We start from the raw sequence: 12,635 nt of genomic DNA, 5'->3' as shown, positions 1-12,635 counted from the left end.
ACGCGGGCCTACTCGGTGACCATCACAGGATCAACCGGGAAGGTACGCCTGCCGCGCTCCTCCCGTCGTCGATCCACAGGTCTTGAGCATTGCTCCGAATCCCGTGGTTCGGTCCGATGCATGCGGCTTGGACGACCTGTTCGTTGCCTACCAGGGTGATACTGCTGTTCGGGCGTGTCTAGCACTGAGTGGCGATTGGCCGCGACGGTGGGTTGGGTCGTGGTTGATCGGCCCGGGCAAGGTTTCGTGGCCGCTTCGCGACATGGCCTCGGTGCCGGCCTTGTCCGTCGCGGCCGGTGCGGCGATTCACTTGGCGGGCCCGGCAGGGGCACCGGCCCGGGTTGCAGTTCATGGTGTCCACGGGAAGGCACCACGGCTTCGAATCGTTGGAGGAGCAGCGGCTACTGCTCGCGTTGGACTTCCTGGGCGTGGTCGAAGTACTGCCACAGCCCTTTGAGTTGGACTTCGAACATGTGTCCTCAAGGATGCTGCCCATGATGTCCGGCACCACCACGCACGCGTCCCGAGTGCGGTCCTCGAACACCGGCGGCCCCCGGTGCCCGGCGGAGACCGCGAGCCGGCCGTCCGGCGACAGGGCGGCACACACGACCCCGGTCTCGTCGGCCAGCCAGCGCTGGACCTCGGCCCCTTCGCCGACATCCCAGAGCCGCAACGTACGGTCTTCGCCGCCGGACAGCAGACGCCGACCGTCCGTGGAGAAGGCCACGCAGGTCACAGCGTCCTGGTGGCCCTCGAACCGGCGCACCACCTCGGACGGCACGTCCGGAATCCGTCAGTGGAGGGGCTGCGGGGGCGGCGGTCCGACCGGGCGTCCACGACGCGGCCCGGGCGGGGGCCCCGACGGTCCCCGTCGGGGGCCCGGTGGCGGTGAGGACGGCGGGGGCCCGGCGGCGGCACGGCCGCGCGATCCCGCGGCGAGGCCTGCGGTCCCATGTCAGCTCCTGCCGTTGTGCGACGGGCCCGGCCGAGGGCTCAACCCCGAACGGTTCCGGCCGCTCGACGTTCGAGCCTGCGGGCGACTTCCCCTATTGACGCTACTCCGTCTCAAAGGGACCACAACCGACTCGGAGGACCCACGGCCGGCCGCCCCGCCACAAATAGGCGCAGCGGACCTCACGCGCTACCGAGCCGGCACCCGGGCCGGAGGCGAGCCGCGGCATGGTCCCGCGCCGGCGTTGCCGGCCGACCTTGACCTCGTCGTGGTCGGTCCGATGGCGCGTACTGCCCGCGACCTCACGCTCCTGCTCGACGTCATGGCCGGACCGCCGGTGGACGACCGCCCGCTTCGGCCTGTTCGCGCTCTCCGCTGGAACTCGATGAAAAGGCCGGCCCGGACCGGCTGGAGTGCCCGGGGTGCGTACAGGCCCGCGCCGCAAAGGACTTGGGCCCGCTGGTGCTGCCCGCCCCGACCAAGCGGGATCCGGTGGCCGCGCTGTGTGAGTTCCCGGTTCGGCTCTGTAGGCCGTAGAAGGCTTCCACCAGTGAGCCCGTGGATTGAGCTGGAAGGCTCGGATCGTCCTCAGCATGTCGTTCGAGCAGCACGCAAGCGGGCCCCGACTGGGATCCAGTCGGGGCCCGCGCAAGCCGGGGTGATGCAGAGGGGCTACTGGAAGAGCCAGTCGTGGAAGTAGGCGACGCTGCTGTAGACGCCGGGCGAGCCGGCCGCGGCGCAGCCTCGTGACCAGGAGACGATGCCGACCACGACGCCGTTGACCACGGCGGGGTCGCCGCTGTCGCCGGTGCAGAAGCCCTGGCCGCCGTCGGCGGGCCCGGCGCAGAACATGCTCGTGGTGTCGAGTACCGGGTCGAGGCCGTCCAGGAGGCCGCCCTCGTCTCCGCCGAGGTTGAGGTCAAGCCCGGAGTAGGCGGCCTCGCAGCCGGCGGTGGTGGTCACCGGTACCAGGGTGGTGCGAAGGCCGGTGGGGAGGGTGGTGTTGTCCTGCTGGGTGCGGCCCCAGCCGGTGACCGTGGCCACGTCGCCCGCCGTCGGCGCGGTGGCGGCGAGCGGGGCGAACGCGACCGTGCTGCCGTTCTCCGAGACCGCGGTGGCGAGCTTCAGGAGCGCGACGTCGTTGGCCATCGTCAGCGCGTTGAAGCCCGAGTGCTTGAGGACACTGCGGACACTACGCGTCTGGGCCAGACGCGTGCGGTCCACGCCGTCGTACTTGACCTGCAGCGAGCCGGCCCCCTTGCCGTTGACGCAGTGGGCGGCGGTGATCACCGTGTTCGCGTCGCGCAGGAAGCCGCCGCAGACGTGACTCCAGCCGAACAAGCCTTGCGCCACGATGCTGACCTGGTAGGGCGCCGAGCCGGGGGCGGCCTCGCTCCCGCCGACGATCGCGGCGGCCGGTGACGTGCTCGCGAACGCCAGGGCGAGCACCGCCCCCGCTGAGACGATGAGTCTACGCAGCAACACAGAACCCCTTGGGAAGGTGGCGCGCCGGTCGGCCACGCCACTTGTGGCATGTGACACGACAGGCTAGCTGACGCTCCGTCGCGCAGGCCGGTGACGCACCGCCAGCCTCGGTGGCGGGCGGCTGCACGTCACGATCGTCATCGACCTCATCCACGTCCTCGAATACCTCTGGGTCGCCCGCCACGCCCACACCATCCTCGACGGCGGCGCCGGACGGGTCGCCACCGTCGTGGAGAAGACAGCCCGCGCCGCCCGGCTGAAGAAGAACCGCCGCAAGGGCATCGACGACGCCGTCGGCTACCTGCGCAACAAGGCCCCCTACCTGTGCTACGACACCACGCTAGAACGCGGCTGGCCCATCGCGACCGGCGTCATCGAAGGAGCCTGCCGCCACCTGGTCAAAGACCGACTCGACATCACCGGGGCCCGCTGGGGACTCGCCGGAGCCGAGGCCGTCCTCAAACTCCGCGCGCTCCGCACCAACGGCGACTTCGACACCTACTGGACCTGGTACGAGAAGCAGGAATTCGCCCGCAACCACCAGGCCCGCTACCGCGACCAGCTCACACCTGTGGCCTGATCGACACCGCCCTCATCAGATCTGCACCCAAAGCGGATCGCCACCTTGGCCGTGAAGACGGCGAGGCGTGGCGTCAGGCCCCGCTTGTTGCGCAAGCGGTTTCGAGGGCGATGAGACGGTCGGCGAGGGCGCGGGCCGGGCCGGTGAGGCCCTTAAGGATCTCCCGGGCGTACGGGCTCCGGGGGTGGTGAGCGAGCTCCTGGACTGCGCTCCAGGCTTCGGCGATGCTGGCCAGGCCATGCTGGATCTGGCGGATGGCGTCGTGACGCTGGGCGAGGTACTGCTCGGCGCGCTGGTGGGCGTGGCGCCAGTCGGTGTCGCCGCGTTCGGCGGCCCGGGCGAAGGAGGGCTCGGTGTCGCCATCGGCGAGGCGGATGGCGTCGATCTCCTCAACACGCCTGCGGAGGTGTTCCTCCTCTTGCCGGGCGTCGAGGGCCGCAGTGGCCTCGGCGAGGGCGAGGTGACCGGCGATGACCTGCTCGACGAGGTCGGGGGCCTGCCGACGCAGCCGTGCGTGCTGGGCGAGGAGGGCCTTGGCATCGGCCTTGCGTCTGCGGGCGGTGGTGTAGGCGGCGTTCAGGGGGAGGGTGCCGGCGCGGACCTGTTCGGCGAGGTCGGGGGCGTGCTCGAGCACGGTGGTGGCGATGGACAGGCGGGTGAGGTTGATGCCGTGGCGGGCGACGGCGGAGGGGAAGGAGTGCTGTGAGAGTGAGCGTGCCATCGCGGTGATCATGGCGCGCTGGCCCGGGTTGGTGTTCCGGCGGTGGCGGTTGGCGGACACGATCAGGTAGACCGGGTCGTCGCCCTGATAGGTGGTGAAGCTGGGTTCGACGTCGGCCAGTTCGCAGGCGGCGAGGCGGTTGCGGCCGTCCAGGAGGACACCGTCCGCATCCAGGACGACAGGCTCGGCCAGGCCGTTGGACTCGATGTCCTCGGCGAGGTCGAGAAGTTCGTCGGGGCTGAGCATCGGGAACAGGGCGGTGACGGGGTGGATGTCCACGGTGGGGAGCTCCTCGATCGGGATGGGTGTTGGGGCAGAAGACGCCACAAGGGTGCATTTGGTTCAGCGCCTGTGCTCGTCGGCCTGGTCAGCGACGGCGGTCGGCCGCCTGACACCTCGCGGTCCACGCGTGCGCGGCGTGCCGCGCAGCCAGTTGTAGTGCCGGCGCAGGATCGCCTCCCTCGGGGCGGTGGCCTCGTCGAGCGCGCCCCTGGCGGGCGACGGCGGCCTCGCGCATCTGGCGGCGCAGCTCCTGGTAGCCGCTGTGGTCGGCGGCCCGCTTCGCCAGACTGCCGCTGGGGCAGGGAGCCGGTCCGCCCCGCTGTCTCCCGCTACCGTCGTGAGTACTGGCAAGGTCAGCTCATCGACGACCGGAGGCCCCGCGAGATCCGTATCCTGGAGTGGCTCTACGAGGAGTTCAGCCACTTTCAGAACGGCGTTGACGGCATGGTGGAGCCAGATGAACGCGCCCTGCGGAATCTTCTTGCCTACCTGGACGACAACTTCTCCCTCTATGTGCGCGCCTGCGAGCGCGACGGTGGCGCGGTCGTCTACGACCGCGGGGACCCGGAGGGAGTCGACCGATTCTGGGCCATGGACTACAACCTCGACTACGAAAGGAAGTCCTGAGGAGACCGCTACCAGCCAAATGACGCCGAGCCGACGACGAACTGGTCCAGTTCGCCGCTCGCCTTTCCCGCCGACCGCCTGGTGCTCCACCTGCTCCGACACCGGCACCGTCGTGCGTACGTCGTTGCCCGCGAACCTCAGGAACACCGGAGCCGGCCCTGTGTCACGCCACCGGCTAGCGCTGCAGTGTCAGCACGCCCGGCCGGTACGGCAGGAGGCCGTAGTCCATGCCGTCGGTGCTGGGGTCGCGCCCCTGGTAGAGGAACTGCAGGTTGCAGGGGTCAATGGTCTTGGTCTGGTCGGGGTTGGTGCGAACCAGATCGCCGTGGCTGATGTCGTGGGTCCAGGTCGCGCCGCTGTTGGCCTTGCCGGCGAAGGGGTTGGTCACGGTGTCGGCCTGCGGTGTCCAGGTGCCGTCGAGGCTGGGGGCCGTGAACGAGCGGAAGTAGCGACCATACCCTGTGTAATTCTGGGCCTCGACGATCATGAGGTACTGGTTCTGACCCTGGACCTTGTAGACCTCCGGCGCCTCGAACAGGTTGAGCGCCGTGTCGCTCATGATCTTCGTGGACGACGAACCGAAGCTGCCCGGGAAGTTGCCGATGGGCATGCTGGACCGGTAGATGTCGCCCTCATCGTTGGCGAAGAACATGTACATGTTCGTGTCGTCGCCGATGAGGGTCACGTCGAGGGGGCCCCCCTTCGGGAGGGTGCCCGTGAACAGCTCCTGCTGCGCGGACCAGCCGTTGGGGTTGGTGGGGTCGCTCGAGGTGCGGTAGGAGAAGGCGTATGGCCAACCCCCGTTGTAGGCGAGCACCCAGAGGTTCTTCGGGGCGAAGTAGAACAGCGTCGGCGCGAAGCCATCGAAGGGAATCGTGTTCTGGGTGGCGGTGGCCATGTCGGACCAGTTCGTGAAGGGGCTGAAGGTCGTCAATCCCCAGCGCCCATCGTTACCGGCGAGGGTGTTGTGCGTCGTGGCATAGACGATGTGCTTGCCGTTGTGGACGACGCTGGTGAAGTCCTTGAGTGAGGCCCACCCCGACTTCGGCTGCGCCAGCGGGCCGGTCGAGGTCCACCGGTAGGTCGACGGAAGAGCGCACGTACCGGTGTCGACGCTGGCGACGGGGACGAGCTGCCACTGCTGGTTGCTGCCGCCCCAGTCGGCGTACTGGACGATCTTGCCGCCGTCGGCGGTGGAGGCGCCCTGGACCTCGAGGGCCTTGCTGCTGTGGCGGTTCAGGAGGCGGACGTAGCCGTCGGCGGAGTCGGCGAGGCGGAACTGCTGGTTGGTCGCGTTGAGGTCGCTCCACTGGACGACGTCGGCGCCGTCGGCCGAGGACCAGCCGTAGTCGTCCAGCACCTTGCCGGAGTTCCGGTTCTGCAGCCGGTAGTAGCCGCTGCCGGAGTCCAGGAAGCGCCACTGCTGGGCTTCGTTGCTGGACCGGGTCCACTGGACGACGGACGAACCGTCGGCGGTGGCGAAGTTGTAGTCGTCCAGCGCCTTGCCGCTGTTGCGGTTCACCAGTACGTACCACTTGCCGGTGTCGACCGAGGCAGCCGAGGCGGACGACGGGTTCACCATCGCCAGGAAGCCGGCCACGAAGACCATCGAGAGCAGGGCAGCCATCCGCGGCCGCCATCCCCGCCGTGAGGTTGGTGGAGCTGTACCGAGAGCGTTCATCTGCACCCTCCTAGGGGCGACTTGGGCAGGGGGCGGTCCTTGTCGGTGCGTGCGGACCGGGCACGGCACGTCCGAGGCGGCGGCAAGACGTGACCCCTGCGGGGTGGGGGCGCCGGGTCTCCGGCGCATTGTTAGCGTTAACAACTTGAAAGTCGAACATCCGGCGTGTTGCAGGGAGAAAACCATGGGATATGAGAGGACGTCAAGTACCGTGCCGCAACCTGTCCGTTACTGAGGCGTCATCAGAATCTCGTCCTGTCAGAGTTGTTGACGGGACCGACGTGAGCGCTCACACTCTTCGGCGCGGGCGGCAGTTGGAAGCCGTTGCTCTATCGATCTCTGTGAACGTCGGTTCGAGTGTGGCGACTCGGTCGAGTGATCTTCGGCCGGGTGTGAATGAAGGCAGGGCCTGTCGAGCCCGGCGGCGAGGCATGGCAGACGCTGAAGTCGTCGGCCGGCTAACGCGACGCGGCACGGGCTTCGGTCTCGCCGAAGAAGGAACACGTTGCGTTCGCGGAAGCTCGACCCCAACTGGGGCGGTGGCTTCTGTGTGACTGGGACTGCGGCTTCTCTCCGGCGGCGCCGCTCGGCGTCGAGACTGCTTCGGTTCTGCCCAGCCTGCTGCGGCCACTGCAGCACGTTCCCTGCGGTCTGCTCGGACTCTCGGGGTGGGTCGGTGGGCTCGGCGGAGGCCGCCAGCCGGTCGGTCGAGGCCGCCTTGGCTTGCGTGGACTCGCGGGCGTGTTCGACGGGCTGGGACTTGGTCATCTGGCTGGGCCAGTTGCCGAACCGGATCGCGGGCGCCGAGCAGTCCCAGGAGGATCGGCAGGAGTTCGGCATCGGTCCGCGGTTGCAGGCCGGTCTCGCGGACTCTGGTGAGGAGTTCCTCGGCGCGCAGGTCACCGAAGGCGGGAACCTGCGATTCCGGCGGCAACCCGGTCCAGCGAAGAGGGTGCCACTCGTGGGTAAGAGGATCTTGGAAGTAGACGAGCGCCGGTCTCGGGGCTCTCGGCGGATGATCCACATCTGCTTGCGCCGCCCGCCGCGTGAAGAAGCCTCGTGCAGGTAGGGCTCCAGCGCGTCACCGTAGTAGTAGAGGCCCTTGATCTTCCAATGCCACGAAGTTAAGGGCTTGTTGGCGGTGTCAAGGCGTCGGGGAGCGTGATCTTGTAGGTGTTCGGTGCCGTGCGGGTGAGCCGGCCGTTGCGGGCCCAGTAGCAGAGTTGCGCGGTGAGGCTGCTGAGGGGGCGCCCTCCGGTGGCGAGGCCGAGGTGCTGTGCGATGTCGCGGGTGTGCATGGCCCGGTTGGAGCGCGCGGCCAGAATCTGGCAGACCTGGCCCCAGCGGCCGGAGGGGGCTCGGCTCGGATCCTGTGCGCTGGGGAGGGCCGGTGGATTCACGGTGATCTCGATGGCGGTGACCGGCATGCTGTCGCGAGGGCGCCCGTCGCGGTTCCAGCTGTGGTGGCGGGAGATTCCGCCCTTGACGATGCGGGTGGACAGCCGCATCCGACGCCGGGGAAGCAGCGCCTTCAGGATGCGGGCTCCGATGAATCCGACCAGGTCAGGGCGGCTGCCATCGTCGACGGGGATGGCCCCAGCCTGCGGGCGATCTCCCTCACGCCGGTGTCCTGGGCCCTCAACAGGGAGATCTCCTCGCGCTCGGCGAACGACAGATACCGGCCTGACAATGGGCTGAGCTGGATCGAAGGCATCCCGCCACGATCGCGGAACCACCGCGAACCGACGGGCCCGGACGCCCCGCATGCCAGCGCGGCATCCTCGCTCGTGAGCCCCTCGGCGATCCTCAACCAGAACGCGCGTTCCACGTCCCGACGCACCGGTGGCCGACCCGGCGAACGCATCGCCGGACGCCCCGTCACCTTCGTCGTCCACCCCACAGGCCGCCCCACCCGACACCTCCACGATCGAGGTGTTGCGACGACCGGTTGAATCCACCCAGTACACGTCCATCAAGCTCACAACTCGGCTGCTGAAGGCGGGAATCAAGCCGAGCATGGGAAGCGTGGGCGACTCGTTCGACAACGCCCTCGCGGAGAACTTCTGGAGCCTCCTGAAGACCGAGTGCGTGCGCCGCACGACCTTCGAGACCCGGATCGACGCCGACCTGGCGCTGTTCGCCTACATCGACGGACCCTGTTGCCCAATTGGGTGAATCGGCGCGATCTTCCGGACACGTGGGGTCTGCTGGGTGGAGCCTTCGAGGTGGCGGCCTGTTCGGGAGGGTCGCCTGCGTCGTGGGACGGGGGCAGCGGGGTGTCGATGGCAGCGAGCTCGGGTCGGGAAGTTCCCGGGGCGACACGAGTGGTCGCCCGGGCGGCCTTCCCCAAGGGGTGCTTGGCGATGAGGGTCCGGGACTCGCTCGGTCCGCTGTTCGACGACGAGGTCTTCAGAGCCGCGTTCGGTGTCCGCGGTCGTCCCGGCATCTCGCCCGGACAGCTGGCACTGGTGTCCGTGCTGCAGTTCGCCGAGAACCTGACCGACCGCCAGGCCGCGCACGCCGTGCGGGCCAGGATCGACTGGAAGTACCTGCTGGGCCTCGAACTCGCCGATCCAGGCTTCGACTTCACCGTGCTGACCGGGTTCCGGGACCGGCTCGTGACCCACAGCCTGGAGGAACAGGTTCTGGACCTCCTGCTGGAACGCCTGACCGAGCTGAAACTGGTCGCGTCCGGAGGCCGGCAGCGCACCGACTCCACCCACGTCCTCTCTGCTGTCAGGAACCTGAACCGCCTGGAGTTCGTGGGCGAGACACTGCGTGCGGCGCTGGAGGCGATCGCCGTCGCGGCACCCGGGTGGCTCGCCTCGTGGATGGATCCCTCGTGGCAGGAACGCTACGGAGCCAGAATCGACTCCTACCGCCTGCCCAGCGAGGAGGACAAACGGGTCCAGCTCACCCAGCGCATCGCGGCCGACGGATATCTCCTGCACGAGGCCGTCACCTCGCCCACGGCCCCGCGCTGGCTGCGGGAGATCCCCGCCGTCACCACCCTGCGGACGGTGTGGCTGCAGCAGTTCAAGCGCACGGTCATCGACGGAGTGCAGGAGGTGGCCTGGCGGGGGAAGGACGATCTCCCGCCCAGCAGAGCCAGGATCACCTCGCCGTACGACCCGGATGCCCGCAACGCGGTGAAACGCGGATCGGCCTGGGACGGCTACAAAGTCCACTTCAGCGAGACCTGCGACGCCCCGGACTCCGGCCGCCCGCACATGATCACCCACGTGGTCACCACGGACGCCACCGCCGGCGACTCGGCGGTCGTCGAGGAGATCCACGACCGTCTCGACAACAAGGCCCTCCTGCCCTCCGAGCACCTGATGGACGCCGGCTACATCTCCGCCGAGCTCCTGCTGACCGCCCCCATCGACCACCGGATCCGCGTCATCGGCCCGGTCAGACCCAACACCACACGCCAGACGGCCCAGGCCACCGGCTTCGGTAAGACGTCTTTCACCATCAACTGGGCTTCCAAGAACGCAACTTGTCCGAACGGCGCCACCAGTCGCTACTGGACCGAAGGCTGCGATCACAACCAACGGCCGGCCATCCGCATCCGCTTTGCGACCGAGACCTGCGCGCCGTGCCCGGTGCGGGACCAGTGCACCAGTTCCACCCGCTACGGACGCCAACTCACCGTTCGCCCGCAGGAACAGGACGCCATCCTCGAACGCGTCCGGGCCTAGCAGACCACCGACGAGTGGAAGACCCTCTACGCGGTCCGGGCAGGCGTCGAAGGCACGATCCACCAGGCCATCGCGGCCACCGGCGCACGCCGCACCCGCTACGTCGGCCTGCCGAAGACGCACCTCGCCCACGTCTTCACGGCTACTGCCATCAACCTCATCCGACTCGATGCCTGGTGGAATGAAAAGCCACTCGCCCGCACCCGGACATCACACCTCGCAGCCCTCGACCTCGCCGCATAGACCAATTGGGCAACAGGGTCATCGACGGCTTCTACAACCCCCGCCGCATCCAAAAGCGCCTCGGCTGGCTCAGCCCGGACGAATACGAGGCCAAGCATTACGCAGACCAGGCGACGGCCGAACCAGTGGCCATCGAACCGCCCACACCCGCCCTGACCAGCTAATCAACACCTCCCGCGCGGCGGGGGAAGCTCAGCCCTCGGCGAACCGCTGGTGGAGGTATGGCTTGTAGGGGTCGAGGATGCTGGTGCGTCCGGTCCAGCGGCCGACCAGCAGCTCGTCCGGGTCCTTCGCGCCGGCCAGCCGGCGCACTGTGTTGCGGGCCAGGCCCAGTCGTCGGCCGATAGCGCGCAGGCTGAAACCGTCATCCATGAGCGCGTGGACGGCGGCGTGCTGTTCGCGGACCCGGTCGGACAGCCGGCCGGTCCGGCGGGGCTCGGAGCTGACGGCCGCCAAGGCGACAGCCGGAGCCGGCTCGGCTGCAGGGGCCGGTTCGGGTAGCAGAGCACGGTGCTGGAGCACGGTCTTCTCCACCGCGTCGGCGAGGTTCTGCCGCAGATGGAACCGGTCGGCGACCTGGATCGCGTCCGGGGCGCCGAGCCGGACGGCTTCGGCATAGGAGGCCGACCGGTCGCGGCAGACGACTTCACCCCTGGGTGGTCGGCCAGCCAGGACCGGACGGTCTCGACCGTGCGGTCGGGCAGCAGATCGACTGCGCGGCGGGTCTCGATGTCGACCAGGATCGTGGCGTAGACGTGGCCCTTGCGCAGGGCGAACTCCTCGACGCCCAGCACGCGCGGCACCGCGCCCTGCCGGATCCGGCAGGGCGCGTATCAGCCGCAGGAGCGTGGAACGGCTCACCGGGACCGCGAAGGTCTCGGCCAGGCGAGAGCCCGCCCGGCCGGCCAGGGCCAGGGCGAGCTGCTGCAGCGCGGTCTGCGGGCCCAGGCTCCGCCGCCCGTGACGGAAGGTCAGTCCCGCCGCCTCTTGACGAACGTGGCCCGGCGGCAAGCTCGTTCACGGCAGCGGAACCGGCGGACCCGTAACTCGACCACCACCCGACGCCCGCCCGCCGCAGCTGTCGTCCAACCGCCGCACGTAGCTGCTGTGCACTCGGGTCGAGACGGTCCCGCACGACGGACAGCCCGCCTCGTCGCCGGTCGTGGCGGCGTGGACGGTGACGCGGTCGGCGCGGATGGTCAGGGTGTTGACCGCGACGTCGGCGCTGCGGAGCCAGAGGTCTTGGAGGAGATCGTCAGCCACGATCGTTCATGATCGCGGTTCCGGTGACGCTCCGTGGCCCTGGCACGGAAAGTGGCTCTGTCGCTGATTGAGGGGTCTTGGCTGGCTGATCACGGTGATAGGAGGATGCGGCGGCGTAGGAGGTCGAAGTTGGCCCGCCCGTACATCTGGCGCTTGAGCAGCTTGATCCTGGTCACGTTGCCCTCTACTGCTCCCGAGGTGAGTGTGGTGTTCAGGGCCGCGCGAACGGCGGCGTGGTCGCGTCGGATGCCGCCGGCCAGGCTGCGGAGTTCGGGTTGCCCGTCGAGGCGGACGTCGGCGAGCCAGACATCGAGGGCCAGGTGCTCGCTGCGGCGTTCGCGGACCATGGTCGCCAGGCGCCGGGCGTACTGGGTAGTCGTGGCCAGGGCCGGGCTGCGTTCGCACAGCTCGTCGAGGCACTTGCGTTCGGTGTCGTCGAGCCGCTCGGGTCGGCGCATGATCCAGTCGGTGACGCGGCGGACGGTCAGGTGGGGTGGTGGGGCCTCCGCCGGGATCGCTCCGGTTCGGTAGAGCCGCAGATGACGCTGAACGGTGTTGACGTCACCGCGGTAGCCCAGTTGCTGGATCTCGCGGGTGAGTGCGGAGGCGTTGGTGCAGCCCTCCATCCACCGGTGGTGCAAGTAGCGCCGGTAGTCGTCGATCACGCTGGGGCGGTGGGTCGCCGCGACGAGGAGTTGCTCCACGTCGGCGGCTCGGGCGAAACGCAGGACGGTGCCGCGATTGAGGCGGAGTTCACGGGCGATGGCTCGCAGGCTGTCGCCGCGCTCGATGCGTTCGTGGATCTGCTGGTGACGCTCGCGCGTGCGGGCGACCAGGGGACGCGGCCGGCCGTGGACGTCCAGCTCGTTCGAGCCGGCAGCTCCGGAACGGGGCATCTCATCCCGCTCTTCTCCGAGGTCGAGGGGTTCGCGCAGGTCAGCGCGGTGGCGGCCGACGACGCGCTCGACGGCCTCGGCGAGGTTGTGCAGCAGGTGCCAGGCGTCGGCGACCTGTTGGGCCTGCGGCGCACCCGTGCGGGCACCGTCGCGGAAGGATCCGGCGCGGTCGCGGCAGATCGTCCGCACTTCGGGGTGGTC

The 12,635-nt window shown here is 69.1% G+C and carries 11 protein-coding genes and 3 pseudogenes; 4 read left to right on the top strand and 10 right to left on the bottom strand.

Going from position 1 to position 12,635, the window contains the following annotated elements; genetic code table 11:
• Positions 1 to 178: 178 nt before the first annotated feature.
• Positions 179 to 766 (bottom strand): WD40 repeat domain-containing protein, encoded by a 588-nt coding sequence (locus ACZ6NC_RS41275; protein ID WP_465739041.1) that lies wholly within the window; start codon positions 764 to 766, stop codon positions 179 to 181.
• An 858-nt stretch (positions 767 to 1,624) separates the two neighbouring features.
• A complete protein-coding gene (locus ACZ6NC_RS41270; protein ID WP_465739038.1) occupies positions 1,625 to 2,434 on the bottom strand; it encodes a S1 family serine peptidase in 810 nt (269 codons plus the stop codon).
• Positions 2,435 to 2,666: 232 nt separating this feature from the next.
• On the opposite strand from ACZ6NC_RS41270, the gene ACZ6NC_RS41265 reads away from it, so the two are divergent.
• Complete coding sequence (locus ACZ6NC_RS41265; protein WP_465739042.1) at positions 2,667 to 3,017, top strand: hypothetical protein; 351 nt, start codon at positions 2,667 to 2,669, stop codon at positions 3,015 to 3,017.
• 73 nt (positions 3,018 to 3,090) lie between these two features.
• Here ACZ6NC_RS41265 and ACZ6NC_RS41260 read toward each other — a convergent pair whose 3' ends face one another.
• Positions 3,091 to 4,017, bottom strand: a complete 927-nt coding sequence (locus ACZ6NC_RS41260) for a hypothetical protein (protein WP_465579010.1) — start codon at positions 4,015 to 4,017, stop codon at positions 3,091 to 3,093.
• Positions 4,018 to 4,464: 447 nt separating this feature from the next.
• Here ACZ6NC_RS41260 and ACZ6NC_RS41255 point away from each other — a divergent pair, with 447 nt between their 5' ends.
• Positions 4,465 to 4,647: a hypothetical protein gene (locus ACZ6NC_RS41255; RefSeq protein WP_465739037.1), complete on the top strand. Its 183-nt coding sequence runs from the start codon at positions 4,465 to 4,467 to the stop codon at positions 4,645 to 4,647.
• Between the two features lie 175 nt (positions 4,648 to 4,822).
• Here the strand turns inward: ACZ6NC_RS41255 and ACZ6NC_RS41250 are convergent, their stop codons facing one another.
• The 3 genes and pseudogenes from ACZ6NC_RS41250 to ACZ6NC_RS41240 all read right to left on the bottom strand — a co-directional run.
• Entirely contained in the window at positions 4,823 to 6,274 is a 1,452-nt protein-coding gene (locus ACZ6NC_RS41250; protein ID WP_465739036.1) for a non-reducing end alpha-L-arabinofuranosidase family hydrolase, read from the bottom strand.
• A gap of 1,178 nt (positions 6,275 to 7,452) precedes the next feature.
• Positions 7,453 to 7,836, bottom strand: coding sequence for a hypothetical protein (locus ACZ6NC_RS41245; RefSeq protein ID WP_465739035.1), 384 nt, complete (start codon positions 7,834 to 7,836; stop codon positions 7,453 to 7,455).
• A gap of 53 nt (positions 7,837 to 7,889) precedes the next feature.
• Positions 7,890 to 8,192, bottom strand: a pseudogene (locus ACZ6NC_RS41240) (helix-turn-helix domain-containing protein); the annotation flags it as partial.
• Between the two features lie 224 nt (positions 8,193 to 8,416).
• On the opposite strand from ACZ6NC_RS41240, the gene ACZ6NC_RS41235 reads away from it, so the two are divergent.
• Positions 8,417 to 8,503 carry a hypothetical protein gene (locus ACZ6NC_RS41235; RefSeq protein ID WP_465739040.1) on the top strand — a complete coding sequence of 29 codons (87 nt, stop codon included), beginning with the start codon at positions 8,417 to 8,419 and terminating at the stop codon, positions 8,501 to 8,503.
• Positions 8,504 to 8,610: 107 nt separating this feature from the next.
• Positions 8,611 to 10,275 (top strand): annotated as a pseudogene (locus ACZ6NC_RS41230) (IS1182 family transposase).
• A gap of 192 nt (positions 10,276 to 10,467) precedes the next feature.
• Here ACZ6NC_RS41230 and ACZ6NC_RS41225 read toward each other — a convergent pair.
• From ACZ6NC_RS41225 to ACZ6NC_RS41210, 4 genes and pseudogenes are all read right to left on the bottom strand, one after another.
• Positions 10,468 to 10,947, bottom strand: a complete 480-nt coding sequence (locus tag ACZ6NC_RS41225; RefSeq protein WP_465739039.1) for a transposase — start codon at positions 10,945 to 10,947, stop codon at positions 10,468 to 10,470.
• Positions 10,944 to 11,069, bottom strand: a pseudogene (locus tag ACZ6NC_RS41220) (transposase); the annotation flags it as partial. The gene ACZ6NC_RS41225 and the pseudogene ACZ6NC_RS41220, both read right to left, overlap by 4 nt.
• A gap of 223 nt (positions 11,070 to 11,292) precedes the next feature.
• Positions 11,293 to 11,538 carry a hypothetical protein gene (locus ACZ6NC_RS41215; RefSeq protein WP_465739034.1) on the bottom strand — a complete coding sequence of 82 codons (246 nt, stop codon included), beginning with the start codon at positions 11,536 to 11,538 and terminating at the stop codon, positions 11,293 to 11,295.
• An 89-nt stretch (positions 11,539 to 11,627) separates the two neighbouring features.
• Positions 11,628 to 12,635: transposase (locus ACZ6NC_RS41210; RefSeq protein ID WP_465739033.1), on the bottom strand; the 1,008-nt coding region annotated here is incomplete at its 5' end.

This window comes from Kitasatospora sp. NPDC041988 (assembly GCF_055588525.1).
The sequence above is the reverse complement of the archived record's forward strand: the minus strand, read 5'-3'. Positions and strand labels throughout refer to the sequence as shown.